The following is a 24,345-nucleotide window of genomic DNA, read 5'->3' on the forward strand; positions in this document are numbered from 1 at the left end:
TTCGAGAACTCGGGCCTCCCCTTCGTCATCGCCCTCAACGGCTTCGAAGGACACCAGCCCTACACCCCCGACGAAGTCCGCGAAGCACTCCAGATCGGACCCGACACCCCGATCATCACCACCGACGCCCGCCACCGCGCCGACGCCAAATCCGCCCTCATCACCCTCGTCGAACACGCCCTCATGGCCCGCCTGCGGTAAGCGGGTCCCGGTGGCACGGAAAGGGCCCGTACTCCTGGGGAGTACGGGCCCTTTCGGCGTTCTCGGCGGCGGTTCAGCGCCAGCTGTGCGGGGCGTGGAAGCCGTTCTCGCGCTCCAGGCGGCGCCAGCCGGCGCGGGGGGCGCGGGCGGACGGCGCGGTCGTGGGGGCCGCGGCGGTTCCGGCGGCGCGGGCGAGGAGCACGGCGGTCAGGGCCGCGAGTTCCTCGGGCTCGGCGTGGCCCTTCTCGACGCGCAGGAGGCCGGGGTCGACGGTGACGGGCTCGCTCATGTCGTTCCGTTCTGCTTCGTAGTGGTTCGGGTGGACTCGCGGGCGCTTACTGCGGCGGGTTGCCGTGCTTGCGCGAGGGGAGATCGGCGTGCTTGGTGCGGAGCATCGCGAAGGAGGCGATGAGCACCTCGCGGGTCTCGGCGGGGTCGATGACGTCGTCCACGAGGCCGCGCTCGGCCGCGTAGTACGGGTGCATCAGCTCCGACTTGTACTCCTTGACCATCTTCTGGCGCATGGACTCGGGGTCGTCGGCGGCGGCGATCTGGCGGCGGAAGATGACGTTCGCGGCGCCCTCGGCGCCCATGACGGCGATCTCGTTGGTGGGCCAGGCGTAGGTGAGGTCGGCGCCGATGGACTGCGAGTCCATGACGATGTAGGCACCTCCGTACGCCTTCCGCAGGATCAGCGAGATCCGGGGGACGGTCGCGTTGCAGTACGCGTAGAGGAGCTTCGCGCCGTGCCGGATGATCCCACCGTGCTCCTGGTCGACGCCCGGGAGGAAGCCGGGGACGTCCAGGAGGGTGAGGAGCGGGATGTTGAAGGCGTCGCACATCTGCACGAAGCGGGCGGCCTTCTCGCTCGCCTCGATGTCGAGGACGCCCGCGAGGGACTGCGGCTGGTTGGCGATGATGCCGACGACCTGGCCGTCGAGACGGCTCAGGGCGCAGATGATGTTGGTCGCCCAGCGCTCGTGGACCTCCAGGAACTCGCCGTCGTCGACGATCTCCTCGATGACCTTGCGCATGTCGTAGGGGCGGTTGCCGTCGGCGGGGACGAGGTCGAGGAGGGCGTCGCCGCGGCGGTCCGCGGGGTCCTCGCTCTCGGTGGCCGGGGGGTTCTCGCGGTTGTTCCTCGGCAGCAGCGAGAGGAGGTAGCGGACCTCGGCGAGGCAGGTCTCCTCGTCGTCGTACGCGAAGTGGCAGACGCCGGAGGTCTCGGCGTGGACGTCGGCGCCGCCGAGTCCGTTCTGCGTGATCTCCTCGCCGGTGACGGCCTTGACGACGTCGGGCCCGGTGATGAACATCTGCGAGGTCTCGCGGACCATGAAGACGAAGTCGGTGAGCGCCGGGCTGTAGGCGGCGCCGCCCGCGCAGGGGCCGAGCATGACGGAGATCTGCGGGATGACGCCGGACGCCTTGGTGTTGCGCTGGAAGATGCCGCCGTAGCCCGCGAGGGCGGAGACGCCTTCCTGGATGCGGGCGCCCGCGCCGTCGTTGAGCGAGACGAGCGGGGCGCCGGCCGCGATGGCCTTGTCCATGATGTTGTGGATCTTGGCGGCGTGGGCCTCGCCGAGGGCGCCGCCGAAGATCCGGAAGTCGTGCGCGTAGACGAAGACGGTGCGTCCGTCGACGGTGCCCCAGCCGGTGATCACACCGTCCGTGTAGGGCTTCTTCGCCTCCAGGCCGAAGCCCGTGGCGCGGTGGCGCCGCAGTTGTTCGACCTCATGGAAGGAGCCGGGGTCGAGGAGCAGGTCGATCCGCTCGCGCGCGGTGAGCTTCCCCTTGGCGTGCTGGGCCTCGGTGGCCCGGTCGCTGGGGCCTCGCAGCGCCTCGGCACGTACCGCGAGCAGTTCCGCCACACGGCCCTTGGCGTCCTTGGGCTCGTCCGGGGTCGCGTCCGGCGTCTCGTCCAAAACGGTCATGTAGCGACCATACGAAATCGGGCACCCCAAAGGGTCCGTCGGATTCGCACAGTCTCGCGCGGCATTTCCTGGTGTCCTTGCACAGAAACGCGCGGGCGGGGCGCATCGGCCCTGCGTGAAGGGGTGTGGCTCTTGTCGGGGTCCGACAAGAGGGGGCCGGGGGCCTCGTACGAGAGATGCGCCACAGCGGTGCGGGCGCGTCTTGTCCGGTCCCGCCGTACGGGTCCGGCGCGCGGCGGGGCGGGGGCCGTACGCGGAGGGGTGCGGGCCGCTCGCGTACGCCGAACGCGGGCGGGTGCGGGCCCCCGCGTACGGCGTGCGCGGGAGGGCGCGGGCCCCCCTGCGGCGTGCGCGGGAGGGGTCAGCAGCCGCCGCAGGTCTTGAAGGTCACGTCCCAGTGGCTGCCCTCGTCGGCGTAGAGGTTGCCGGAGGCCGCCTGCCACTGCGGGTAGCCGTCGCCGCGCAGGCCGATGTACGTGAACGTGTTCTTGACGTAATTGGTCAGGCACGTGTTCTTGCCGAAGTCCAGCTTGTACCCGTTCCAGTGCGAGTACGTTCCCGAGGCGTGGCCGGTCTCGGTGCCGCCGGTGATGTTGAGGGCGCAGCCCGAGGCGGACTTGAGGGTCTGGGCGCCCTGGGCGGTGGCGAGGTTGAGCTGGTCGAAGGACGTACAGGTGGAGACGTTGCGGTCCGAGCAGCCGCCGGACGAGGACCACGTGATGCCGGAGGCGCTGAACATCGAGGTCGCGGTGGCGTGGCTGATCTTGTCGACGGCGAAGGCGGGGGCGGCGGCGAGCGCGCCGACGCCGGGGGCGAAGAGGGCGGCGCCGAGAAGGGCGCCGGTGGCGAGGAGGGGGCGCAGGCGGGGGGTGGAGGGCATGGAGGTCTCCTGTGCACGCGTCGGGTCATGGGGGTGGCGCGGTGGAGCAAGGGCGATCGTGCCGTACGGGGCGGGCGGGGCGCCAGGGTGCCTCGGGGGCGCTCTCACCCGAGCGGGCGCGCGGCGGGTGCCGGGCGGGCAGGGGAACGCGAGCATGGAGCGCATTCGCCCGTGTTCGCGCGGACACTCCGGGCTAGCTGTTGAAAGTTGAACCGAATAGGTCTACTGTCGGCGTCATTGAAAGTTCAACTTCACGTCGAGCGCGGAAGCCGGGCTTTCGATGGCTTTCGTCCCCCCCTTCGTTTCCCAAGGAGCAACCATGGGTCTCTTCGGCCGCAAGAACGAGAACACCGCCCCCGCCGGGGCAGCCGCGCCCGCCGCCGTCAGCCCCGACCTCGCCGCGCTGACCGGTGACTACACGATCGACCCGGTGCACTCGGGCCTCGTCTTCTCGGCGCGTCACGCCATGGTCACCAACGTCAAGGGCTCCTTCAAGGACTTCGAGGGCACGCTGCACCTCGACGGCTCGGACCCCTCGCGGTCCAGCGCCTCGATCGACGTCAAGCTCGACAGCGTCGACACCGGCGCGCCCGACCGCGACGGCCACCTCAAGAGCGCCGACTTCTTCGACGTCGAGAACCACCCGCTGATGAGCTTCCGCTCGACCTCCGCCGAGGCGCTCGGCGGCGACGAGTACCGCATCACGGGCGACCTCACGATCCACGGCACGACCAAGCCGCTCGTGATCGACCTGGAGTTCAACGGCTCCGCGAAGGACCCCTTCGGCAACGAGCGCGTCGGCTTCGAGGGCAAGGCGGAGATCCTGCGCTCGGAGTGGGGCCTCACGTACAACGCGGCGCTGGAGACCGGCGGCGTGCTCGTCTCGGACAAGATCAAGCTGACGCTGGAGATCTCGGCGATCAAGAACGCGTGAGCGAGGCGGGGCCGCCCCGCACCCTGCCCGGTGCCCCTCTCGGCGCCCTCCGGTCCGGCCGGAGGACGGCGAGGGGGGCATCGTCGTGCGTACGGGGCGGGGCATCGTCGGGTGTACGGGGCGGGGCGCGTACGGGGCGGGGCGCCTACGGCGCGGCGCTCGTCGTGCGTACGGGGCGGCGCTCTGGGCGCGGCGCGGCGCGGCGCGGGGCTCAGGCAGGGGCGTGGTGGGGCAGGCCCGCGGCGAGCGGGGTGCCGGTGAGGAGGGCGGGGGCGAGGTCCTCGCCGTACCAGCCGGTGGCCCAGGGGCCCCACCAGGCGGGGTCGGCCTCCCAGTAAGGGCGGCGGCCCAGGACGGTGGGGACGGTGCGCGCCGCGGGGGCCCCGCCCGCGCGCAGGAGCGCGGCGTCGGCGGCGCAGACCGGGACGGCGCGCGGCGCCGCGCCCGGCGGGGCCCAGGTCACGTCGAGCGCCGAGGGGCCGTGGCCCGGGTCGAAGAAGCAGGGCGGCCTGCGGTCGGGGACCGGGACGCCCGCGCGGCGGGCGCGCAGGGTCGCGAGGCTGTGGCCGCCCTCCTCCAGGGCGCGCGTGACCGCGCGCAGATCGGCGGGCACGAGCACGGCGGCGAGGAGGGAGCGGGCCTGGTCGAGGGCGTCGAGGGCGCGTTCGTGGTCGGCGCGGCGGGTGTCGTCCGCGCCGGGTTCGGCGGGATGGAAGTCGAGCCCTTCGAGCTGTTCGGTGAAGGCGGCGAGGTCCTCCTCGGCGGCGGCGCGCAGTTTGTCGAGCACGTCGGCGCGGGCGCGCTCGCGCCGGCCGCGGCGACGGCGCAGCACGGCCCAGGTCCCGGCGAGGAGGAGGACGAAGGCACCGGAGACGAGGAGCGCGGGGACGAGGGGGCCCTCGTCGTCGCCCGCCGCGAGGCCCCAGGAGGCGGGGGCCGAGCCGCGCGCGGAGCGCAGCGTGAGCCGTACGAAGGCGTCGAGCTGACGCGGCAGGGTCTGCGCGCGCACGGCCGACACGGCGCGGCGCACCGTGTCGGCGGGCAGGACCGCGTCGTCGGCGCGCGCGTGCAGGGTGTCGCCGAGACGTACCGCGTAGACCCCGGCGATGCCCGTCGACTGCCGCAGCTCGTCGAGGAGCCGTCCGGCGCCGCTGCCGCTCGGCAGCACGGCGACGAAGACGGCGCGGTCGCCGTCCTCGATGCGCCGTTCCAGCGCCCGCTCCCCCGCCTTCGAGAACTCCGCGCGCATCGCGGGGTCCACGTACACCGGGTCGGCGCGCAGCGCCCGCGCGACGGACCGCACCCCGGCGTCCGCGGCCACCGCCGCCGGGGCGGCCACGAGGAAGGAACCGACGGCGAGCAGGAGGGTGAGGAGCGGGGCCAGGAGCCGGGGGGCCGCCGGGGTACGGGGCGACCGGGACGGGACCCCGGGAGTGCGGGGCCGGGGCGGGACCCCGGGGGTGCGGGGTCCGCGGGGGAACGCGCGGGTGCGGGGCCCGAGCGCGGCCGGCACCACGGGGGTACGGGCGGGGACGGCGGCGACCGGCCGGGGAGCGACCGCGGGGCGGCCCGGCCTGATCTGGTTCATGCGTTCGACGCTAGCCGAGGGGGAGCCCCGGGCCGAGCGGCAAAAGCTTCCTTTTACACCTTGCGGCCCGGGTCTTTTCCCTCGTCCACCCGTGCGGGTCACTCCTCACCCGGGCACGGTCGCCGCGTCACTCGGAAGGGGTGACCCCGGCGCGCAGCAAGCCGTACGTGTAGGCGTCCTCCAGGGCCTGCCACGAGGCCGCGATGACGTTGTCGGCGACGCCCACCGTCGACCACTCCGTGACACCGTCACCCGTGGAGATGAGGACGCGCGTCGTGGACTCGGTGCCGTGGCGGCCCTCCAGGATGCGCACCTTGTAGTCGGTGAGGCGGAAGCCGGCCAGCTCGGGGTGGATGCGCTCCAGGGCGACGCGCAGCGCGCGGTCGAGCGCGTTGACGGGGCCGTTGCCCTCGGCGGTCGCGACGAGGCGCTCGCCCTTGGCCCACAGCTTCACCGTCGCCTCGTTGGCGTGGCTGCCGTCGGGGCGGTCCTCGACGATGGCGCGCCAGGACTCCGTACGGAAGAAGCGCGGCGCGCGGCCCTCGGCCTCGGTGCGCAGCAGGAGTTCGAAGGAGGCGTCGGCCGCCTCGTAGCTGTAGCCCTTGAGTTCATGCTCCTTGACGCGCGCGACGACGCGGCCGACGAGTTCCCTGTCGCCCGACAGGTCGATGCCGAGTTCCTTGCCCTTGAGCTCGACGGAGGCGCGACCGGCCATGTCGGAGACGAGCATGCGCAGCCGGTTGCCGACGAGTTCGGGCTCGATGTGCTGGTAGAGCGCGGGGTCGACCTTGATCGCGGAGGCGTGCAGGCCGCCCTTGTGCGCGAAGGCCGAGACGCCGACGTAGGGCTGGTGCGTCGCGGGGGTGAGGTTGACGACCTCGGCGATGGCGTGCGAGATGCGCGTCATCTCGCGCAGCGCGCCCTCGGGGAGCACCTGGCGCCCGTACTTCAGCTCCAGCGCGGCGACGACGGGGAAGAGGTTGGCGTTGCCGACGCGTTCGCCGTAGCCGTTGGCCGTGCCCTGGACGTGGGTCGCGCCCGCGTCGACGGCGGCGAGGGTGTTGGCGACGGCGCAGCCGGAGTCGTCCTGGGCGTGCATACCGAGGCGAGCACCGGTGTCGGCGAGGACGGTCTGCACGATCGCGCCGACCTGCGCGGGCAGCATCCCGCCGTTGGTGTCGCACAGCACGACGACGTCGGCGCCCGCCTCGTGCGCGGCGCGGACGACGGCCTTCGCGTACGCGGGGTTCTCGCGGTAGCCGTCGAAGAAGTGCTCGCAGTCGAGGAAGACGCGGCGGCCCTGGGCGCGCAGGTGCGCGACGGTGTCGGCGATCATCGCGAGGTTCTCGTCGAGCGTCGTGCGCAGGGCCAGTTCGACGTGGCGGTCGTGGGACTTGGCGACGAGCGTGATGACGGGGGCGCCGGAGTCGAGGAGGGCCTGGACCTGCGCGTCGTCGGCGGCCTTGGTGTGCGGGCGGCGGGTGGAGCCGAAGGCGACGAGCTGGGCGTGCCGGAAGGGGACCTCCTTCTGGACGCGGGCGAAGAACTCGGTGTCGCGCGGATTGGCGCCCGGCCAGCCGCCCTCGATGAAGCCGACGCCGAAGTCGTCGAGGTGGCGGGCGATGGTGAGCTTGTCGGCGACGGTCAGGTTGATGCCCTCGCGCTGGGCGCCGTCGCGCAGGGTCGTGTCGAAGACGTGGAAGTCGCGGGCGACGGCGGCGTCGGCGCTGGGAGCGGCGCCGGGAGCGGGGGCCGTCTCCTGGGCTTCGGGGGTCGCGGTCATGGGCTGGTGGCTCCTGAGGAAATCGGAAAGGGGGCTGCGTGGTGGCTCCGTCGCCTCTCCACTCGCGTCGCTCCGTCCGTCGGCCGGGTGGGGCCGGAAACGAAAAAGACCCCTCGCGGGTGCGAGAGGTCTGCGCGCGGGTCCGAGGCTCGGTGGCCGTGACCGCGAAGGTGTGGATCGCGGGTCAGCGGCCACGAAGGACCGGCGCGCTGCGGCCGATAATCATGGCGCGAACGAGCATGGAGGCAGTGTGCCACAGCGGGGGGCGGGGGTGGAGGGGGTGTCTCAGGATGCGGGCCGAGGGGGGCACGGGAGCGGTGGGGCCGGGGCGAATGGATCACCTAGGGGGAGGTCGAACGCTTCACCTAGGGGGTGGCTGGGCCCCCGACGGGCCCAACGCGCGGGGCGGGAGAGGGGTTCCCGGGCGGGGCGGTCGCGGGTGGTTCCGGGGCGGGGCGGTCCGCGGGTGGTTCCGGGTTCTCGGGGGGGGCCGGGTCCCCGGGGGGTTCCGGGTTTCCGGGAAGGTCCTGAGTTGCCCGGGTTGCCGGGCAGTCCTCCGGGTTCCTGAGCAGTCCCCCGGGCTGCCGGCAGCCCATGGGAAGCCGGGCAGGCCCGAGTTGCCGGGCGACCCCGGGAAGCCAGGCTGCACCGAGTTGCCGGGCAGCCCACAGGGACCGGGCAGCCCACGGGAAGCCGCGCAATCCCCAAGAAGCCGGGCCGGTGGGTGCGGGTCAGGCCGGTTCCGTACGGGGTGTGGGGGCCGTCTCCTGGAGGGGGACGGGTGTGGGGCCCACGCGGGTCAGGTCCAGGTCGCGGGTCTCGCGCATCGTCGCGTACACGACGAGCGAGACCGCCGCGCAGCCCGCGACGTACCAGGCGAAACCGCTCTCCACGCCCGCGTCCTTGAACCACAGGGCGACGTACTCCGCCGTGCCCCCGAACGCCGCGTTCGCGAGGGCGTACGGGAGGGCGACGCCGAGGGCGCGGATGCCCGTCGGGAAGAGTTCCGCCTTCACGCAGGCGTTGATCGAGGTGTAGCCGGTCACGACGACCAGGGCCAGGAGCGAGAGGCTGAGCGCCGGCCAGAAGCTCCTCACGTGGGCGAGGAGGGTGAGGATCGGGACGGTCAGGAAGGTCGAGCCGACCGCGAAGGCGATGAGCAGCGGGCGCCTGCCGACGCGGTCCGAGAGCGCCCCGGCGAGCGGCTGGAGCGCCGCGAAGACGAGGAGCGCGACGAGCGAGACGAGCGTCGCCGTCCGCTGCGGCAGCCCGGCGGTGTGCGAGAGGTACTTGGTGAGGTACGTCGTGTACGTGTAGTACGCGACCGTCCCGCCCATCGTCAGCGCGACGACGAGCACCGCCTCGCGCTTGTGGCGCAGCAGCGCGCGGACGGTGCCCCTGTCCCCCGGGTACGCCTCGGCCTCGTAGACCTCCGTCTCCAGCATCGAGCGGCGCAGCCAGAAAACGACGCCCGCGCCGAGCGCGCCCACGGCGAAGGGCACGCGCCAGCCCCACGCGTGCAGGGCGGCGTCGCTCAGGGTGTGCTGGAGCAGGAGGAGCAGGGCGAGGCCGAGGATCTGGCCGAGCGTCATCGACACGTACTGGAAGCTCGACGCGAAGCCGCGGCGGCGCGGTGCGGCCGCCTCCGTGAGGTACGTCGCGCTCGCCGCGTACTCGCCGCCGACCGAGAGCCCCTGGAGCAGCCGCGCGACGAGGAGGACGGCCGCGCCGCCGTATCCCGCGACGCCGTACGTGGGCGCGACGGCGATGAGGACCGCGGAGGCCGACATGAGCGAGACCGTGAGGGTCAGCGCCGCCTTGCGCCCCCTGCGGTCGCCGACACGGCCGAGGAGCCAGCCGCCGACCGGGCGCATGAAGAAGCCGACCGCGAAGATGCCCGCGGTGTTCATGAGCTGTGCCGTCGCGTCGCCCTTCGGGAAGAAAGCGCTCGCGAAGTACGGCGCGAAGCTCGCGTAGACGAACCAGTCGAACCACTCGACCATGTTCCCGGCCGAGCCGATCCAGATCTTCTTCCAGTGCCGCCGGGCTTGCTGTCGTCCCATGCGGGAACGGTGCCCACGGGTAAGGGGCGTCATCCGGGATGACGCCCCTTACCGGCAGCCTTGTTCGGGACTGTCCGCTTTCTTCGGGAAACGGTCAGCCGAGTTCGTGCATCCAGCCGTGCGTGTCCGCGACCGCGCCGGACTGGAGGCCGAGGAGCCCCTCGCGCAGCCGCATCGTGACGGTGCCGGGGGTGCCGTCGCCCTGGGTCCACTCGGCGCCCGCGGACTTGACGGTGCCGACCGGCGTGATGACCGCGGCCGTGCCGCACGCGAAGACCTCGGTGAGGCGCCCCTCCTCGGTGTCGCGCCGCCACTCCTCGGTCGAGAGGCGGCGCTCCTCGGCGGTGTAGCCGAGGTCGCGAGCGAGCGTGAGGAGCGAGTCGCGCGTGATGCCCGGGAGCAGGGAGCCGCTCAGCTCGGGCGTGACGATGTGGTCGCCGTAGACGAAGTAGAGGTTCATGCCGCCCATCTCCTCGACCCAGCGGTGCTCGACCGCGTCGAGCCACACGACCTGGTCGCAGCCCTTGGCGGCGGCCTCGGCCTGCGCGACGAGCGAGGCGGCGTAGTTGCCGCCGGTCTTCGCGGCGCCCGTGCCGCCCTTGACGGCGCGGACGTAGTCCTCCGAGAGCCAGACCGAGACGGGCTGGACGCCGCCGGGGAAGTAGGCGCCCGCGGGCGAGGCGATGACGACGAACAGGTACTCGTTGGCGGGCTTGACGCCGAGCCCGACCTCGGTGGCGATCATGAAGGGCCGCAGGTAGAGGCTCGCCTCGCCGTGCGCCGGAACCCACGCCTTGTCCTGGCGCACGAGCGCGTCGCACGCGGCGACGAAGGTCTCGACGGGCAGTTCGGGCATCGCGAGCCGCCGCGCGGAACGCTGGAAGCGCTCCGCGTTCGCCTCGGGCCGGAACGTCGCGACGGAGCCGTCGGGGCGGCGGTACGCCTTGAGGCCCTCGAAGATCGTCTGCGCGTAGTGCAGCGTCATGTTCGCCGGGTCGAGCGAGAGCGGCGCGTACGGGACGAGCTGGGCCTCGTGCCAGCCGCGGCCCTCGGTCCACTTGATCGTCACCATGTGGTCGGTGAAGTGCCGGCCGAAGCCCGGGGCGGTGAGGATCGCCTCGCGCGCGGCGTCGGAGAGGGGCGTTGCGGTGGGCTTCAGCTCGATCGTCGGCGTCATGACTCTTCCTTCGCGTTCTCGTCTGGGTAGTAGGACGTCCGAGCATCGTGCGATGTCGCGGCTCCGTGTCCGATTATCGCTCGCCCACTCGAACAGCGGAACGGTGCGGGCGCGGAATCGGGGGCGCGGAGGGCGGGACGTCGCACGGGTCACGTGCCCCCGGACGCACCGAAGCCGCCGGGCGGTGGTGCGCGGCCCGGCGGCTGTGGTGCTCGGTGGAGCGGGGTGGTACGGCCCCGTTGCGTACGGTCGTACCTGCCGGGTCAGCCGGCTACTCGGGCGGCGAGGGCGTCGCCGATCTCCTCGGTGGTACGGGGCGAGCCGTCGCGGGCCGTGAGGTCGGTCGTGACGGCCTCCTCGACGCGCGCCGCCTCGGTCTCGTAGCCGAGGTGGCGCAGCAGGAGCGCGACGGAGAGGATCGTGGCCGTCGGGTCGGCCTTGCCCTGCCCGGCGATGTCGGGCGCGGAGCCGTGGACCGGCTCGAACATCGAGGGGAACGCGCCGCTCGGGTTGATGTTCCCCGAGGCGGCGAGGCCGATGCCGCCGGTGACGGCGGCGGCGAGGTCGGTGAGGATGTCGCCGAAGAGGTTGTCGGTGACGATGACGTCGAAGCGCTCGGGCTGCGTGACGAGGAAGATCGTCGCGGCGTCGACGTGCAGGTAGTCGGTGCTGACCTCGGGGTACTCGGCCGCGACCTTGTCGAAGGTGTTCTTCCACAGGTGGCCCGCGTAGACGAGCACGTTGTTCTTGTGGACGAGCGTCAGCTTCTTGCGCGGGCGGGCCTGGGCGCGGGCGAAGGCGTCGCGGACGACGCGCTCGACTCCGTAGGCCGTGTTGACGCTGACCTCGGTGGCGACCTCGGCGGGCGTACCGGTGCGCAGCGAGCCCCCGTTGCCCGTGTAGGGGCCCTCGGTGCCCTCGCGGACGACGACGAAGTCGATCTCGGGGTTGCCCGCGAGCGGCGTCCTCGTGTTCGGGAAGAGGCGCGAGGGGCGCAGGTTGATGAAGTGGTCGAAGGCGAAGCGGAGCTTGAGGAGCAGCCCGCGCTCCAGGACCCCCGAGGGCACCGAGGGATCGCCGATCGCGCCGAGGAGGATCGCGTCGTGCGACTTCAGCGCTTCGAGCTCCGCGTCCGGGAGGGTCTCCCCCGTGCGGTGCCAGCGCTGGGCGCCGAGGTCGTACTCCTTGGTCTCCAGCTTGGCGTCCTGCGGGAGGACGGCGCGCAGGACCTTCAGGCCCTGCGACACGACCTCGGGGCCGATGCCGTCACCGGAAATGACTGCGAGATTGATGCTGCGCGACATGCGGGCACCGTACTCCTCGTCCCACTGCCTGACACGCGCCGTCCACCATACGGACACATTGCCGTCCGGTCGTGTCTCGGACACCTGTACGCCACACGTAAGCCACGCGCGAGTGGGACCTTCCGGTCATGGAGACTCCACGGGTCGGCATCCCCGACCACCTCGCTTCCCGTATGACGATGCCCGAGCAGCACGAGTACCTGCGCCGCAGGCTGACGCGGCGTTCGGCGCTGCGCGCGGGCACCGTCACGGCGGGTGCCGTCGCGGGCCTCGGCGTCCTCAGCGGCAGCGCGAACGCCGCGCAGCGCGTCGCGACGCGCACCCCCGCCCCGTCGCCCGCCTTCCTGCCGTCCTCCGCCGCGTCCCGCGTCGACGGCTCGCTCGTCGCCCCGTTCGCCCGCCACCTCGCCTTCGGCGCCGACCCGCGCACGCAGATGACGGTGAGCTGGCAGGTGCCGCTGCCCGTCAAGCGGCCCTTCCTGCGCGTCGGTACGCACCCGTGGGACCTCAGCCGGAAGATCGACGCCGAGGTGCGGGCGCTGCACACCCCCGCGCTCACGTCGAAGCTCCCGGCCGTCGACCAGTACTACCTGCACGTCGAACTGGAGCGGCTGCGCCCGGACACGACGTACTACTACGGCATCGGCCACACCGGCTTCGACCCGGCCGACCCGCGCAACATCGGCACGATCGGCAGCTTCCGCACGGCGCCCGCGCGCCCGGAGTCGTTCACCTTCACGGCCTTCGGCGACCAGGGCGTCTCCTACGACGCGCTCGCCAACGACGCGCTGATCCTCGGCCAGAACCCCTCCTTCCACCTGCACGCGGGCGACATCTGCTACGCCGACAGCAGCGGGCAGGGCAAGGAGGGCGACACCTACGACGCCCGCGTGTGGGACCAGTTCCTCGCGCAGACCGAGTCGGTCGCGTCGAAAGTGCCATGGATGGTGACGACGGGCAACCACGACATGGAGGCGTGGTACTCGCCGAACGGCTACGGCGGCCAGAACGCGCGCTGGTCGCTGCCGAAGGGCGGGCTCGACGCGGAGAAGTCGCCGGGCGTCTACTCCTTCGTCTACGGCAACGTCGGCGTCGTCGCGCTCGACGCCAACGACGTGAGCCTGGAGATCAGGGCGAACACCGGCTACACGGGCGGCGCGCAGACCAAGTGGCTGGAGCGCAGGCTCAAGGAGCTGCGCGCGCACCGCGACGTCGACTTCGTCGTGGTCTTCTTCCACCACTGCGCCTTCTCGACGACGAACGCCCACGCCTCGGACGGCGGCGTGCGCGACGCGTGGGTGCCGCTTTTCGACAAGTACCGCGTCGACCTCGTCGTCAACGGCCACAACCACGTCTACGAGCGCACCGACGCGCTGCGCGGCGGGCACGTCGCGCGCACCGTGCCGATCGGCGAGTCCGTCTCGTCGACGCGCGACGGCATCGTCTACGTGACGGCGGGCGGCGCGGGCAAGGCGCTCTACGACTTCCCGGCACCGGACTCGTACGAGGGGCACGAGCAGCACGTCGACTCCGTGGCCTCGTACCACTGGACGGACGCGGGGAAGGTCACCGAGGCGGTGGAGTGGTCGCGCGTGCGGTACACGGGCTTCTCGTTCCTCGCGGTGCGGGTGACGGCGGGGGCGCGACCGCGCCTGGAGGTCACGGCGCTCGCGGAGACGGGCGAGCGGGTGGACCACTTCACGATCACGCGCTGAGGCCGGGCGCTTCGCACGAAGGTGCCGGCCGGCCCGCGTCCTTGCGGGCCGGCCGGTCGACCGGCGGCTCCCGGTGGCGTATGTGTACCAGCTCGGCGCGCCCTGCGGGAGAGGGCGGGAGCGCGCGCCCGTGGACGGCGTGGGGTCGTCTCACGGGCGGGCTGGGCGTCGTGCCGTACGCGGCGTGACGGCGCTTCGCGCGCGGCGGGGCGTCGTTCGTACGCGGCGTCGCGTGGTGCCGCGCCGCGTCGCTCCATCGTCCCGCGCGCGGCGTCGCGGTCCGACGGCGCGTCAGTGGCTTTCCGGCCGTGGGCCGGTGGTCGCCCGGCGGCGGGTCAGTGGCCCGTCTGCCCGCCGTTGTCGCGGCGGTCGAGGGCGCGCTGGAGGGCGGCGGCGGCGTTGCGGCGCTCGGCCTCGCTGCGCGTGGCGGAGTGGCGGACTCGGCGGACGGTCGTCTCTGCGGCCATGAGGATCGACTCCTAGCAGGTCCAGGTCCACGGGTGGCCCGTGGGCGGGGGGGCACGCCGGTCCGGTCCGCGTCGGGGCGCGGCCGGGTGGGGCGTGGTGGGTGGACTGTGGCGACGGGGGCCCGAGGGGCCGGGTACGTCCGGCGGGATGCCGGGGTACGGGGACCACGGGGTGCGCGCCGTCCGGGGCGGGGACCGGGCCCGCAGGGTTCGCCTGCGCGGGGCCACGGCACACGACCGCCTTCGCCAGGTCGGGCGAGAACAGTCCGGCTCCTACAAAGCTAGGGCAGCTCGGCGTCGCTGTCTCCACAATTACTCGGACTTCCTACTATCTGAGACGGCGGGGGCGCACGCGCCACGCCGCGCGCGCCGGAGCCGCCCCCTCCCGCTCCCCCGGACGGGGCCCCGGAACCGGCCGGGTCTCAGAACCAGTCGGGCTCCATGTCGGCCGCCGTGGTGTCGAGGCTTTCGAGGAGCGCGAACTGCGGCGCCGTACGAGGCAGCTCGTACCGGAAGAAGTACCGCGCTGCGGCCCGCTTGCCCGCGTAGAAGCTCCCCTCGCCCGCACCGGCCGCGAGGAGCTGTTCGAGCCAGATCCAGGCGAGGACGACGTGCCCGGCGGCCTCCAGGTAGACGGAGGCGTTGGCGAGGGCCGTGCGCGGGTCGCCGTCCTGCCACAGCCGCGCCGTCACGGTGCCGAGGCGCGTCGCCGCCTCGCGCAGGGACGTCGCGTACGTCGCGGCGTCGCCGCCCGCCGATGTCGCGCGGCGCGCCGTGTCCTCGACGCGGCCGAGCAGGAGGCGCAGCGCGGCCCCGTCCTTCATGACGGCCTTGCGGCCGAGGAGGTCGAGACCGTGGATGCCGTGGGTGCCCTCGTGGATGGGGTTGAGGCGGTTGTCGCGGTAGAACTGCTCGACGTCGTACTCACGCGTGTAGCCGTAGCCGCCGTGCACCTGGATCGCGAGGCTGTTCGCCTCCAGGCACCACTGGGAGGGCCAGCTCTTGGCGATGGGGGTGAGGATGTCGAGGAGCAGCCCGGCCTCCTCGCGCGCGGCGGGCTCCGGCGCGGTGCGCTGTTCGTCGACGAGGCGCCCGCAGTAGAGCGTGAGGGCGAGCGCGCCCTCGACGTACGCCTTCTGGGCGAGGAGCATGCGGCGCACGTCGGTGTGCTCGATGATCGGGACCTGCGGCGTCGCGGGGTCCTTCGCGGCGACGGGGCGGCCCTGGGGGCGCGTGCGCGCGTAGTCGAGGGCGTGCAGGTAGCCGGTGTAGCCGAGGGCTGTCGCGCCGAGACCGACGCCGATGCGGGCCTCGTTCATCATGTGGAACATGTACGCGAGGCCCTTGTTCTCCTCGCCGACGAGGTGGCCGACCGCGCCCGGCTCCCCGCCGGGGCGGTGCGCGCCCTCGCCGAAGTTGAGGAGCGTGTTGGTCGTGCCCCGGTAGCCCATCTTGTGGTTGAGCCCGGCGAGCACGACGTCGTTGCGCGCGCCGATGCCGCCGTCGCCGTCCACGAGGTACTTGGGCACGACGAAGAGCGAGAGCCCCTTCACGCCCGCCGGGCCGCCCGGGGTGCGGGCGAGGACGAGGTGGACGATGTTCTCGGTCAGTTCGTGGTCGCCGCCCGAGATCCACATCTTGTTGCCGAAGAGGCGGTACGTGCCGTCCCCGGCGTGCTCGGCGCGGGTGCGCACGTCGGCGAGCGAGGAGCCGGCCTGTGGCTCGGAGAGGCACATCGTGCCGAACCAGCGGCCCTCGGCCATGGGCCGCACGAAGGTGTCGATCTGCTCCCGGCTGCCGTGGGCGAGCAGGAGGTTCGCGTTGCCGATGGTGAGGAAGGGGTACGCGGACGTGCCGACGTTCGCCGCCTGGAACCACGCGAAGCACGCGTCCGTGACGACGCGCGGGAGCTGCATCCCGCCGACCGAGGCGTCGAGTCCCGCGCTCGTGAGCCCGGCCTCGGCGAAGACCTTCAGCGCCTCGCCCACCTCGGGGATGACGTGCACGCGCTCGCCGTCGAAGGTCGGCTCGTGCGCGTCGCCGAGCTTGTTGTGGGGCGCGAAGTGGCGCGCGGCGAGGGTCTCGCTCAGTTCGAGCACCGCGTCGAACGTCGCGCGGTCGTGCTCGGCGTAGCGCGCGCGGGCGGTCAGGTCCTCCACGTGGAGCCACTCGTGCAGGAGGAAGCCCAGGTCCCTGCGGGAGAGGAGGAGGGAGTCGCTCGCGGTGGGGGTGTGCTTCGCCATGGTTGTCTCCGGGGGCAGGGGGCCGTCCGGACCATACTAAGCGGACGCTTAGCGCGAAGGAAGGGCCGTCCGGCGGAAGGCCCGGCGGGGGGCGTCCGGCGGGGCGGGGCGATCACCCCTAGGCGATTGCCCCTAGGCGATCCCCCCGCGCCCTCGTACGCACGTCGCACGCGGCGCCCCGCTCCCGTCCCCTCCCCCCGTCCCGTCCCGTCCCCCGCGCACGACACCGCCCCCGGCCGGTATGAGCACCGAGGCCGGGGGCGGGGGCGAGGGGCGCGACAGCCGGGGTGGGGGCCGGCGCGCGGGGTCGGGCCTGGTGCCCGGGGCGGGCTGTCAGCCCATGTGGGGGTAGGTGTAGTCGGTCGGGGAGACCAGCGAGTCCTTGATGGCGCGGGTGAGCGTCCAGCGCTGGAGGTTCTGCGGGGCCCCGGCCTTGTCGTTGGTGCCGGAGGCACGGCCGCCGCCGAAGGGCTGCTGGCCGACGACGGCGCCGGTCGACTTGTCGTTGATGTAGAAGTTGCCGGCCGCGTAGCGGAGCTTGTCCATCGTGAAGGCGGCGGCGGCGCGGTCGTTCGCGATGACCGAACCGGTCAGCGCGTAGTCCGAGACCGACTCCATCTGGTCGAGCACGGCCTCGTACCGGTCGTCCTCGTAGACGTGCACGGCGAGGATCGGGCCGAAGTACTCGGTCGTGAAGACCTCGTTCTCCGGGTCGGTGCACGCGATGACGGTCGGGCGCACGAAGTAGCCGACCGAGTCGTCGTACGTACCGCCCGCGACGATCGTGCAGGTGTCGTCGGCCTTGGCGCGGTCGATCGCGGCCTTGTTCTTCGCGAAGGCGCGCTCGTCGATGACGGCGCCGATGAAGTTCTTGAAGTCGGTGACGTCGCCCATGGCGATGCCGTCGACCTCGGCCGCGAACTCCTCCTTGAAGCCGTCGTTCCAGATCGAGGCCGGGATGTACGCGCGGGACGTCGCGGAGCACTTCTGGCCCTGGTACTCGAAGGCGCCGCGCGTCAGCGCGGTCTTGAGGACGGCGCGGTCGGCGCTCGGGTGGGCGACGACGAAGTCCTTGCCGCCGGTCTCGCCGACGAGGCGCGGGTAGGTGCGGTACTTCTCGATGTTGGTGCCGACCGTCTTCCACAGGTGCTGGAAGGTCTTGGTGGAACCGGTGAAGTGGATGCCCGCGAGGTCGCGGTGGTGCAGCGCGACGTCGGAGACGGCGATGCCGTCGCCGGTGACGAGGTTGATGACGCCCTTGGGCAGTCCCGCCTCCTCCAGGAGCCGCATCATGAGGACGGCGGCGTGGGTCTGGGTGGGGGACGGCTTCCACACGACGACGTTGCCCATGAGCGCGGGCGCGGTCGGCAGGTTGAGCGAGATCGCCGTGAAGTTGAACGGCGTGATCGCGTAGACGAAGCCTTCGAGCGGCCGGTGGTCCATGCGGTTCCACACGGTCGGCGAGTTCGCCGGGGGCTGCTCGGCGAGGATGCCGCGCGCGTAGTGGACGTTGAAGCGCCAGAAGTCGACCAGCTCGCACGGCGCGTCGATCTCGGCCTGCTGCGCGGTCTTGCCCTGGCCGAGCATGACCGAGGCGGCGATGGTCTCGCGCCAGGGGCCGGAGAGCAGGTCGGCGGCGCGCAGGATGATCGCGGCGCGGTCGTCGAAGGACATCGCGCGCCACGCGGGGGCGGCGGCGAGCGCGGCGTCGATCGCGTCCTGGGCGTCCTGCTTCGTCGCGCCCCGGCCCGTACCGATGACGGACGCGTGGGCGTGCGGCTGGACGACCCGGAACTCCTCGCCGCCGCCGAGGCGCTTGACGCCCCCGATGGTCATGGGCAGCTCGATCGGGTTCTCGGCCAGCTCCTTGAGCTTGGTCTCCAGGCGGGCACGCTCGGAGCTGCCGGGCGCGTAGCCGTGGACGGGCTCGTTGTAGGGGGCGGGGACCTGGGTCACAGCGTCCATGGTGTCCGTTCTCCTTGGGTTCGGGGGTGCGCGGTGCGGGGGCCGCCGCGCGGGCGGTGCTCGGCGAGGACGGAGCCCCGGTTCTCAGTTCTTGGTGAGGACCGAGCGCAGGAAGAAGAGGAGGTTGGCGGGCTTCTCGGCGAGGCGCCGCATGAAGTAGCCGTACCAGTCGGTGCCGTACGCGGTGTACACGCGCATGCGGTGGCCCTCGCGGGCGAGCCGTACGTGCTCCTCGGTGCGGATGCCGTACAGCATCTGGAACTCGAAGTCGCCGGGCTTGCGGCCCGCGCGGCGCGCCAGTTCCTGCGCTATCTCCACGATACGGGGGTCGTGCGAACCGACCATGGGGTAGCCGTCGCCCTCCATGAGGATGCGCAGGACGCGGATGTACGCCTTGTCGATCTCCGGCTTCTCCTGGTACGCGACCGAGGCGGGCTCCTTGTAGGCGCCCTTCACGACGCGCACGCGGCTGCCCGCGGCGGCGAGGCGGCGGGCGTCGTCCTCGGTGCGGAAGAGGTACGCCTGGATGACGCAGCCGGTCTGCGGGAAGTCCTTCCGCAGCTCCTCGTGGATCGCGAACATCGAGTCGAGCGTCGTGTGGTCCTCGGCGTCGAGCGTGACCGTGGTGCCGATCGCGGCGGCGGCCTCGACGACGGGGCGGACGTTGGAGAGGGCCAGCTCGTGGCCCCCTTCCAGCGCCTGGCCGAACATCGAGAGCTTCACCGACATCTCGGCGCGGGTACCGAGGTCGAGGGCCTTGAGGTGCTCGATCAGCTCCAGGTAGGCGTCGCGCGCGGCGGCGGCCTGCTCGGGCGTCGTGATGTCCTCGCCGACGACGTCCATCGTCAGCTCCAGGCCCTTGCTGGTGGCGTCGACGATGATCGGGACGATCTGGTCGACGCTCTCGCCGGGGATGAACCGGTTCACGACCGGCTTGGTGACGGGCGCGGCCGAGACGACGCGGCGCAGCCGGTCGCTGCGCGACGCGGCGAGGATCACGGGACCCAGCACGGGGACCTCCACGATGCGGACGGGCGCCTTCCCCGCCCGGGGGGGGTGGGGCGGGGAAGGCGGATCGAGGGCCTGCCGCCGGGCGGAGCGGCAGGTGCTGCCGGTGTGCACGCGTGCCCTGTGTGCACGGGGACACACCGCAGTCACTGCCGATTCTCGGGACGCGACGCCGCGTATGCCATCGACACCTGTCACGCATCCCCCGTCCGGTTCTCAGACATTTGTATGAAAGGGCGGGGCGGGCGCGCGACAATGGCGGGGTGAAGGCCGATTACCAGGAACTCGTGGACGAGATCTCGGCGCTGCTGGGTGCCCCGGCGACGCTGGAGGACAAGGACTTCGGGCTCATCGCCTTCGGCGCCCACGACAGCGGCCCCGAGGACTCGCTCGACCAGGTGCGGACCCGCACGATCCTCACGCGCACCTCGTCGGCCGCCGTCCGGGCGTGGTTCGAGGGCTTCGGCATCGCGCGCGCGACGGGTCCGGTGCGCATCCCCGCCGCGCCGGACGCGGGTGTCCTGCGCGACCGCGTCTGCCTGCCCGTGCGGCACGGCGGGACGGTGTACGGCTACGTGTGGCTGCTCGACAGCGCGCACGGGCCCACCGCGCCGCAGCTCAGCTCAGCGATGCAGGTCGCGGACCGGATCGGTGAGCTGCTCGCGGACGAGGCGACGGCGGAGGACGCCGCGACGCGCGAGTTCCGGCGTGCCGTGACGACAACGACCGACTGGGAGCGGGACACGGCGCTCGCCGCGCTGCGCGCCGCGCTCGGCCCGCACGCCGACGACCTCTACACCGTCCTCTGCGTCGCGCCGTGGCCCGCCGAGGAGCCGCCGCCCGCGCGGCGGGTGCCGGGCACGGCCGCCGCCTGCGTGCTCCCGACGGCGGGCGGCGGACGGCGTCTCGCGGTGCTCGTGCGGGTACGGACCGGGACGGGCGTCCCGGCCTCGGTGCTCTCCGCGGCGGGGCAGCTCGCGACGGGCGCGGCGGCGGGCGTGGGGGCGCCGCGCCGCGGGCCCGCCGAGGTGCCGGAGCTGTGGCGGGAGGCCGCCGCGGCGGCGCGCGCGGCGGCGGCGGAACCCGCGCTGGGCCCGGTCGCGCAGTGGTCCGCGGTCGGCCCGTACCGCCTCCTGACCGCGCTTCCCCCCGGGGCGGCGCACGACCCGGTGCTGCGCGACCTCCTCTCCCCCGCCCACGCGGAGCTGGCGCGCACCGTCGAGGTCTTCCTGGACCACGCGGGCCAGGCGGGCCGGACGGCGGCGGCCCTCGGCATCCACCGCCAGACGCTGTACTACCGGCTCTCACGGGTGGAGCAGCTGACGGGCCTCGACCTGGACGACGGGGAGCACCGGCTGCTGCTGCACATGGGGGTGAAGGCGGCGCGCTTGTGAGGTGCGGGGGGCGTCCCGGTGCGGCGTCCGGGTGGTGCGGCGGGCGTGGGCGCCGCATCGACCCCCGCCGGTCACTTTTTCAGGTCATATACGTCCATGACGGAAGGTGATGTCGCCACAGCGCCCGCCACTCCCGCGCCGGACCACGACCCCGTCGTGGACCGCCTCGCCGAGGGGCTCGCCGCGCGCGGCGTCCCGCTCGCGGGCGCGCGCGTTCTGCTGCTCGGTCTCCCGGAGTGCCGCGACGGCGAGGCGTCCGCCGTGCCGCCGCTCGCCGCCCTCCTGCACGCGGCGGGCGCGCTCGTACGCGCCGTGGCACCGCACGCCGCGACGGCGGCCCACCCGGCCGGCCTCCTGTGCGTGCCGTTGACGGCGCGCGAGCTGTCCGAGGCCGACGCCGTCGTGCTCCTCGCCACGCCCGGGGAGGCGGAGCGCCCGCTGGTGGAACGCTGGGCGGCGTACGTGCACGACGCGCGGCCGGCGCCGCGTACGTGACCAGCACCGCGTACGCCGCGTACGGGAGGCCGCCGTCCGCACCGCGTCGGCGCCCGCGCGGTGCGGTGTCGCGACGCGAGCCGCACGACGTGAGCCGCGCGCCGTCGCCGCCCGCGACGTGACGCGGCGCCGCCGCCCCGCGAGGTGAGCCGCGCGCCGTCACCGCCCCGCGACGTGGGCCACGGGGCGGCGGCGGTGCGTCGGGCCGTGCCCTCACGCGCCCCCCGACGCGTCCGGCTCGGCGGCGGGGGTCAGGAGCAGGTGCCCGCCGGGGTCTCGCGGGTCACGATGTCGGTCGTGCCGCGTGTGTCGGCCCAGACGACGCGCTGCGAGCCGTCGGCCATGCCCGGGTACATCTGGCCGGTGACGGCGCAGGAGACGCGCTGCCACGTGCCGCCGTCGCCGGTCATGACGTCCTCGACGTCGGCGACCTCCAGCTTGGGCTGGTTGGCGTTGCCGGTGCCGAACTTCGAGGCCATGAGGTCGGTGCGGATGAGCCGCGTGTCGTTGACGGCGAGCTGCACGCCGCTGCCGACGATCGAACGGAGCTTGACACTCTTCTGCTTGGCGGTGTTCGCCGGGTCGGAGAGGTCGTAGCCCTTGACCGACTGGAAGCCGAGCAGGAACGGGTTGGTGATGACGGCGAAGCCGTACTTGCCGTTCGAGACGTAGTCGCTCGCGGAGCTGAGCAGGTCACCGGCGTCCGTCTTGACGAGCTTCTTCGTCCCGAGGTCGTAGACGTTCAGCTCGGTGGTCCTCGTGCCGCCGTAGTCGATGAACGAGACCTTCCCGCCGCCGATCCGCGGGCGCACGGCGCTGGTACCGGCCCCCGGGGTGATGTTGACGGCGGGCTTGTCGCCCTGCTTGACCCACACGTCGGCCTCGTCGCCCTGGATGTCGACCCAGGTCACGACCTTGCCCTCCACATCGGCCTCGCGCTGGTCTCCGAGGCCGCCCGCGACGACCGTCTCCCGGGCGTTCTCGCCGCCGCCGGCCGGCCGGCTCACGAGGTCCGCGCCGTTCGCGCCCACGCGGGAGTAGTACAGGGTGTTGCCCTTGAGCGCCGGGTCGATCATCCAGACGCCGGGCGTCGAGAGGTCGGTGGCACCCTTCTCGGGCTGCGAGAGCCTGCCCGTCTTGATGCCGTACTCGGGTGTGCCGTCGAAGAAGCTCTTGAGATCGACGTACGACGTCGCCCAGCGGTCGCCGTCGACGGCGATGTTGTGCGACATGTCCATGCCCTCGGCGCCGGGTGCGACGTCCTTGGCAAGCGTGACGGAGTCGCGCGGCGCCTCGACGTCCTCCCAGCCGGGCACGATGCCGTGCGCGTCGAAGGCGTTGGCGATCTTCTGGAGCTGGGGGCTGGTGGCACCGAGGCGGCGCGCGGCGTCCACGATCCCGTAGCGCGCCTGGAGAAAGTCCGTCCACGGCGTGAAGTCCTCCTGCGCCGCCGTGTACACGACGCTGTCGGCGAACTTCTTGCCGAGGGTCTTGCGCATGTCCCACAGCGCCCCGCCGACGATGGTGGAGTTGGAGTGGACTCCGCCGTTGTCGTTGGCGAGCGGGATGTTGAGGAAGTCGCGGTCGGCGCGGCGGCCGTCGCCGAGGTCGCGCAGCGCGCAGTCGGCCGGGTCCTCGTCGTGGCCGCACAAGTCCTCGCCGATGAGGCCCGCCTGCGGGTCGTTCATCGCGAGGCCCTCGTCGTCGACCTCCATGGCCTCGCCGAAGTAGTCGCTGATCGCCTCGTTGAGGGCGCCGGACTGCGAGACGTAGAGGAGACCGGCGGTGTGCTCGGTGATGCCGTGGGTCATCTCGTGGCCGACGACGTCGAGCCCTGCGGAGGCGGGGGCCCCGTTGATGTTGCCGTACACCATCTTGGTGCCGTCCCAGAACGCGTTCGGGTACGCGACGCCGTTCGAGGTGACGTTGACGACGGCGCGCATCGTGCCGCCCTTGCCGTCGATGCCGTCGCGGCCCAGCTCCTTCTTGAAGAAGGCGTAGACCTTGGAGGCGTTGGCGTGCGCGTCCACGGCGCCGCTGTCGGTCGCGGCGGCCGGGAACTCCGTGGAGTCGGCGGAGGCGAGCGGGGTGCCGGCGGGCAGCACGCTCTGGTAGTTCTTCACGTCGCCGCCCCGGGCGTCGTACGTGAGGATCTCGCCGCCGGTCCGGGCGTACATCTTCTGTGTCCGGTCGCGCAGTTCGACCTGACCGTCGGCGCGCCGGTAGGCGTTCAGCTCGACAGCGGCGCCGTCGTAGTCGGTACCGTGCGCGGTGACCGGGCCCTCGGTGGCGGCGGGGTCCTCGTCCTCGGCCGGCGCCTGGGCGGGGGCGCTCGCGGCCGTACCGGCGGCGGCGACTCCGGCGATCTCGTTGTACGAGAAGGCGATGCCGCCCGTGTGCGCGTCCACGTAGACCTGCTGGCTCACGGGGGCGCCCGCGTGGTCGGTGCCCTTCACGGTGAAGTGGTAGGCCAGGATGCCTTCGCCTTTGGGCAGGACGACGAGGTCACGGGCCTCGGTCGTGCGGCCCGCCGGGCTCAGCTTGCGCAGGCTCTCGTCGGCGAAGAGACGTTTCTGCGCCTGCCGGGGCGTCAGCTTCGGCGTCGCGTCGACCGTGAGGCCGGTGAAGAGGCTGCCGCTCGCGGACTCGACTTCGGCGCCCTTGGTGTGCACCTTGTACGCGGCGCCGAGGACCGGGATGCCCTTGTGCCGTTGCGTGAAGCTGACGGTCGTACGGCCGTCGACGGTGCTCGACTTCGGGGCTGACAGATCGAGCTTTCCGGTGTGGAACACGTCGTCGTGCCGGGCGAGGTGTTCGACGGCGGCGACGGCCGGGGTCTCCTTCCCGCCCGTAGCGGACTTCGCGGCGCGGTCCTTCAGGCCGGTGACGAAGGACGGGACCTCGGTGTGCTCGCCCGCGACGCGGTCCGGGGTGTGGCCGGAACCGGTACTGGGCGCGGCAGCGCGGGCGGGCAGGGCGGTGAACAGCCCGCACAGGAGCGCGGCCGTCGAGGTGGCGGCGGCCAGCCGTATGCGTCTGGTGCTGGAGGAGGGCATGCCTGACCTTCTGGAAAGGGGGTGGGGAATGGACCTCCGGAATCGTCGCGAGGGAGCGGGTGCGCGGGCAATGGCCCCACGTGTCGCATCACTGTCAATGGCAAGAACTTGTCAGTGATAATCACGTGGACAGACGGGGGC

General features: G+C 72.7%; 17 protein-coding genes and 1 pseudogene. 5 read left to right on the top strand and 13 right to left on the bottom strand.

The window, feature by feature from the left end:
• Positions 1–201, top strand: a pseudogene (locus tag STTU_RS08340) (ATP-binding protein); the annotation flags it as partial.
• Positions 202–274: 73 nt separating this feature from the next.
• Here the strand turns inward: STTU_RS08340 and STTU_RS08345 are convergent.
• The 3 genes from STTU_RS08345 to STTU_RS08355 all read right to left on the bottom strand — a co-directional run bounded on the left by STTU_RS08345 (position 275) and on the right by STTU_RS08355 (position 3,012).
• Positions 275–490 (bottom strand): acyl-CoA carboxylase epsilon subunit, encoded by a 216-nt coding sequence (locus STTU_RS08345; RefSeq protein ID WP_007821724.1) that lies wholly within the window; start codon positions 488–490, stop codon positions 275–277.
• 46 nt (positions 491–536) lie between these two features.
• On the bottom strand, positions 537–2,132 hold the full coding sequence (locus tag STTU_RS08350) for an acyl-CoA carboxylase subunit beta (RefSeq protein ID WP_007821725.1): 1,596 nt from the start codon (positions 2,130–2,132) through the stop codon (positions 537–539).
• 361 nt (positions 2,133–2,493) lie between these two features.
• Complete coding sequence (locus STTU_RS08355; protein ID WP_007821726.1) at positions 2,494–3,012, bottom strand: hypothetical protein; 519 nt, start codon at positions 3,010–3,012, stop codon at positions 2,494–2,496.
• A 319-nt stretch (positions 3,013–3,331) separates the two neighbouring features.
• On the opposite strand from STTU_RS08355, the gene STTU_RS08360 reads away from it, so the two are divergent.
• Complete coding sequence (locus STTU_RS08360; RefSeq protein ID WP_007821727.1) at positions 3,332–3,946, top strand: YceI family protein; 615 nt, start codon at positions 3,332–3,334, stop codon at positions 3,944–3,946.
• 211 nt (positions 3,947–4,157) lie between these two features.
• On the opposite strand, the gene STTU_RS08365 is transcribed toward STTU_RS08360, so the two are convergent.
• The 5 genes from STTU_RS08365 to STTU_RS08385 all read right to left on the bottom strand — a co-directional run bounded on the left by STTU_RS08365 (position 4,158) and on the right by STTU_RS08385 (position 11,861).
• Positions 4,158–5,534, bottom strand: a complete 1,377-nt coding sequence (locus STTU_RS08365; protein ID WP_007821735.1) for a hypothetical protein — start codon at positions 5,532–5,534, stop codon at positions 4,158–4,160.
• 127 nt (positions 5,535–5,661) lie between these two features.
• On the bottom strand, positions 5,662–7,317 hold the full coding sequence (gene cimA, locus STTU_RS08370) for a citramalate synthase (RefSeq protein WP_007821737.1): 1,656 nt from the start codon (positions 7,315–7,317) through the stop codon (positions 5,662–5,664).
• Positions 7,318–8,048: 731 nt separating this feature from the next.
• Positions 8,049–9,380 carry an MFS transporter gene (locus STTU_RS08375; RefSeq protein WP_007821740.1) on the bottom strand — a complete coding sequence of 444 codons (1,332 nt, stop codon included), beginning with the start codon at positions 9,378–9,380 and terminating at the stop codon, positions 8,049–8,051.
• Positions 9,381–9,474: 94 nt separating this feature from the next.
• On the bottom strand, positions 9,475–10,557 hold the full coding sequence (locus STTU_RS08380; RefSeq protein ID WP_007821741.1) for a branched-chain amino acid aminotransferase: 1,083 nt from the start codon (positions 10,555–10,557) through the stop codon (positions 9,475–9,477).
• A 263-nt stretch (positions 10,558–10,820) separates the two neighbouring features.
• Positions 10,821–11,861 carry a 3-isopropylmalate dehydrogenase gene (locus tag STTU_RS08385; RefSeq protein WP_007821742.1) on the bottom strand — a complete coding sequence of 347 codons (1,041 nt, stop codon included), beginning with the start codon at positions 11,859–11,861 and terminating at the stop codon, positions 10,821–10,823.
• A 128-nt stretch (positions 11,862–11,989) separates the two neighbouring features.
• On the opposite strand from STTU_RS08385, the gene STTU_RS08390 reads away from it, so the two are divergent.
• Positions 11,990–13,576, top strand: coding sequence for a purple acid phosphatase family protein (locus tag STTU_RS08390; protein WP_007821743.1), 1,587 nt, complete (start codon positions 11,990–11,992; stop codon positions 13,574–13,576).
• Between the two features lie 335 nt (positions 13,577–13,911).
• Here the strand turns inward: STTU_RS08390 and STTU_RS35850 are convergent, their stop codons facing one another.
• From STTU_RS35850 to STTU_RS08405, 4 genes are all read right to left on the bottom strand, one after another.
• Positions 13,912–14,043: a hypothetical protein gene (locus STTU_RS35850; RefSeq protein WP_007821745.1), complete on the bottom strand. Its 132-nt coding sequence runs from the start codon at positions 14,041–14,043 to the stop codon at positions 13,912–13,914.
• Between the two features lie 422 nt (positions 14,044–14,465).
• Positions 14,466–16,286, bottom strand: a complete 1,821-nt coding sequence (locus tag STTU_RS08395) for an acyl-CoA dehydrogenase (RefSeq protein WP_007821746.1) — start codon at positions 16,284–16,286, stop codon at positions 14,466–14,468.
• A 333-nt stretch (positions 16,287–16,619) separates the two neighbouring features.
• On the bottom strand, positions 16,620–18,251 hold the full coding sequence (gene pruA / locus STTU_RS08400; RefSeq protein WP_007821748.1) for an L-glutamate gamma-semialdehyde dehydrogenase: 1,632 nt from the start codon (positions 18,249–18,251) through the stop codon (positions 16,620–16,622).
• 84 nt (positions 18,252–18,335) lie between these two features.
• Positions 18,336–19,262: a proline dehydrogenase family protein gene (locus tag STTU_RS08405; protein ID WP_009068842.1), complete on the bottom strand. Its 927-nt coding sequence runs from the start codon at positions 19,260–19,262 to the stop codon at positions 18,336–18,338.
• A 260-nt stretch (positions 19,263–19,522) separates the two neighbouring features.
• Here STTU_RS08405 and STTU_RS08410 point away from each other — a divergent pair, with 260 nt between their 5' ends.
• Positions 19,523–20,653 carry a PucR family transcriptional regulator gene (locus tag STTU_RS08410; RefSeq protein WP_007821750.1) on the top strand — a complete coding sequence of 377 codons (1,131 nt, stop codon included), beginning with the start codon at positions 19,523–19,525 and terminating at the stop codon, positions 20,651–20,653.
• A gap of 96 nt (positions 20,654–20,749) precedes the next feature.
• A complete protein-coding gene (locus STTU_RS08415) occupies positions 20,750–21,148 on the top strand; it encodes a hypothetical protein (protein ID WP_043254574.1) in 399 nt (132 codons plus the stop codon).
• Between the two features lie 251 nt (positions 21,149–21,399).
• Here the strand turns inward: STTU_RS08415 and STTU_RS08420 are convergent, their stop codons facing one another.
• A complete protein-coding gene (locus STTU_RS08420) occupies positions 21,400–24,204 on the bottom strand; it encodes a M4 family metallopeptidase (RefSeq protein WP_007821757.1) in 2,805 nt (934 codons plus the stop codon).
• Positions 24,205–24,345 lie beyond the last annotated feature (141 nt).

Origin of the sequence: Streptomyces sp. Tu6071 (assembly GCF_000213055.1) — a bacterium.
GTDB lineage: Bacteria > Actinomycetota > Actinomycetes > Streptomycetales > Streptomycetaceae > Streptomyces > Streptomyces evansiae.

Bases quoted from the DNA above. Each gene is read 5' to 3' on its own strand.
- STTU_RS08345 (WP_007821724.1), bottom strand. From the start codon at position 490: ATGAGCGAGCCCGTCACCGTCGACCCCGGCCTCCTGCGCGTCGAGAAG.
- STTU_RS08350 (WP_007821725.1), bottom strand. From the start codon at position 2,132: ATGACCGTTTTGGACGAGACGCCGGACGCGACCCCGGACGAGCCCAAG.
- STTU_RS08355 (WP_007821726.1), bottom strand. From the start codon at position 3,012: ATGCCCTCCACCCCCCGCCTGCGCCCCCTCCTCGCCACCGGCGCCCTT.
- STTU_RS08360 (WP_007821727.1), top strand. From the start codon at position 3,332: ATGGGTCTCTTCGGCCGCAAGAACGAGAACACCGCCCCCGCCGGGGCA.
- STTU_RS08365 (WP_007821735.1), bottom strand. From the start codon at position 5,534: ATGAACCAGATCAGGCCGGGCCGCCCCGCGGTCGCTCCCCGGCCGGTC.
- cimA (WP_007821737.1), bottom strand. From the start codon at position 7,317: ATGACCGCGACCCCCGAAGCCCAGGAGACGGCCCCCGCTCCCGGCGCC.
- STTU_RS08375 (WP_007821740.1), bottom strand. From the start codon at position 9,380: ATGGGACGACAGCAAGCCCGGCGGCACTGGAAGAAGATCTGGATCGGC.
- STTU_RS08380 (WP_007821741.1), bottom strand. From the start codon at position 10,557: ATGACGCCGACGATCGAGCTGAAGCCCACCGCAACGCCCCTCTCCGAC.
- STTU_RS08385 (WP_007821742.1), bottom strand. From the start codon at position 11,861: ATGTCGCGCAGCATCAATCTCGCAGTCATTTCCGGTGACGGCATCGGC.
- STTU_RS08390 (WP_007821743.1), top strand. From the start codon at position 11,990: ATGGAGACTCCACGGGTCGGCATCCCCGACCACCTCGCTTCCCGTATG.
- STTU_RS35850 (WP_007821745.1), bottom strand. From the start codon at position 14,043: ATGGCCGCAGAGACGACCGTCCGCCGAGTCCGCCACTCCGCCACGCGC.
- STTU_RS08395 (WP_007821746.1), bottom strand. From the start codon at position 16,286: ATGGCGAAGCACACCCCCACCGCGAGCGACTCCCTCCTCCTCTCCCGC.
- pruA (WP_007821748.1), bottom strand. From the start codon at position 18,251: ATGGACGCTGTGACCCAGGTCCCCGCCCCCTACAACGAGCCCGTCCAC.
- STTU_RS08415 (WP_043254574.1), top strand. From the start codon at position 20,750: ATGACGGAAGGTGATGTCGCCACAGCGCCCGCCACTCCCGCGCCGGAC.
- STTU_RS08420 (WP_007821757.1), bottom strand. From the start codon at position 24,204: ATGCCCTCCTCCAGCACCAGACGCATACGGCTGGCCGCCGCCACCTCG.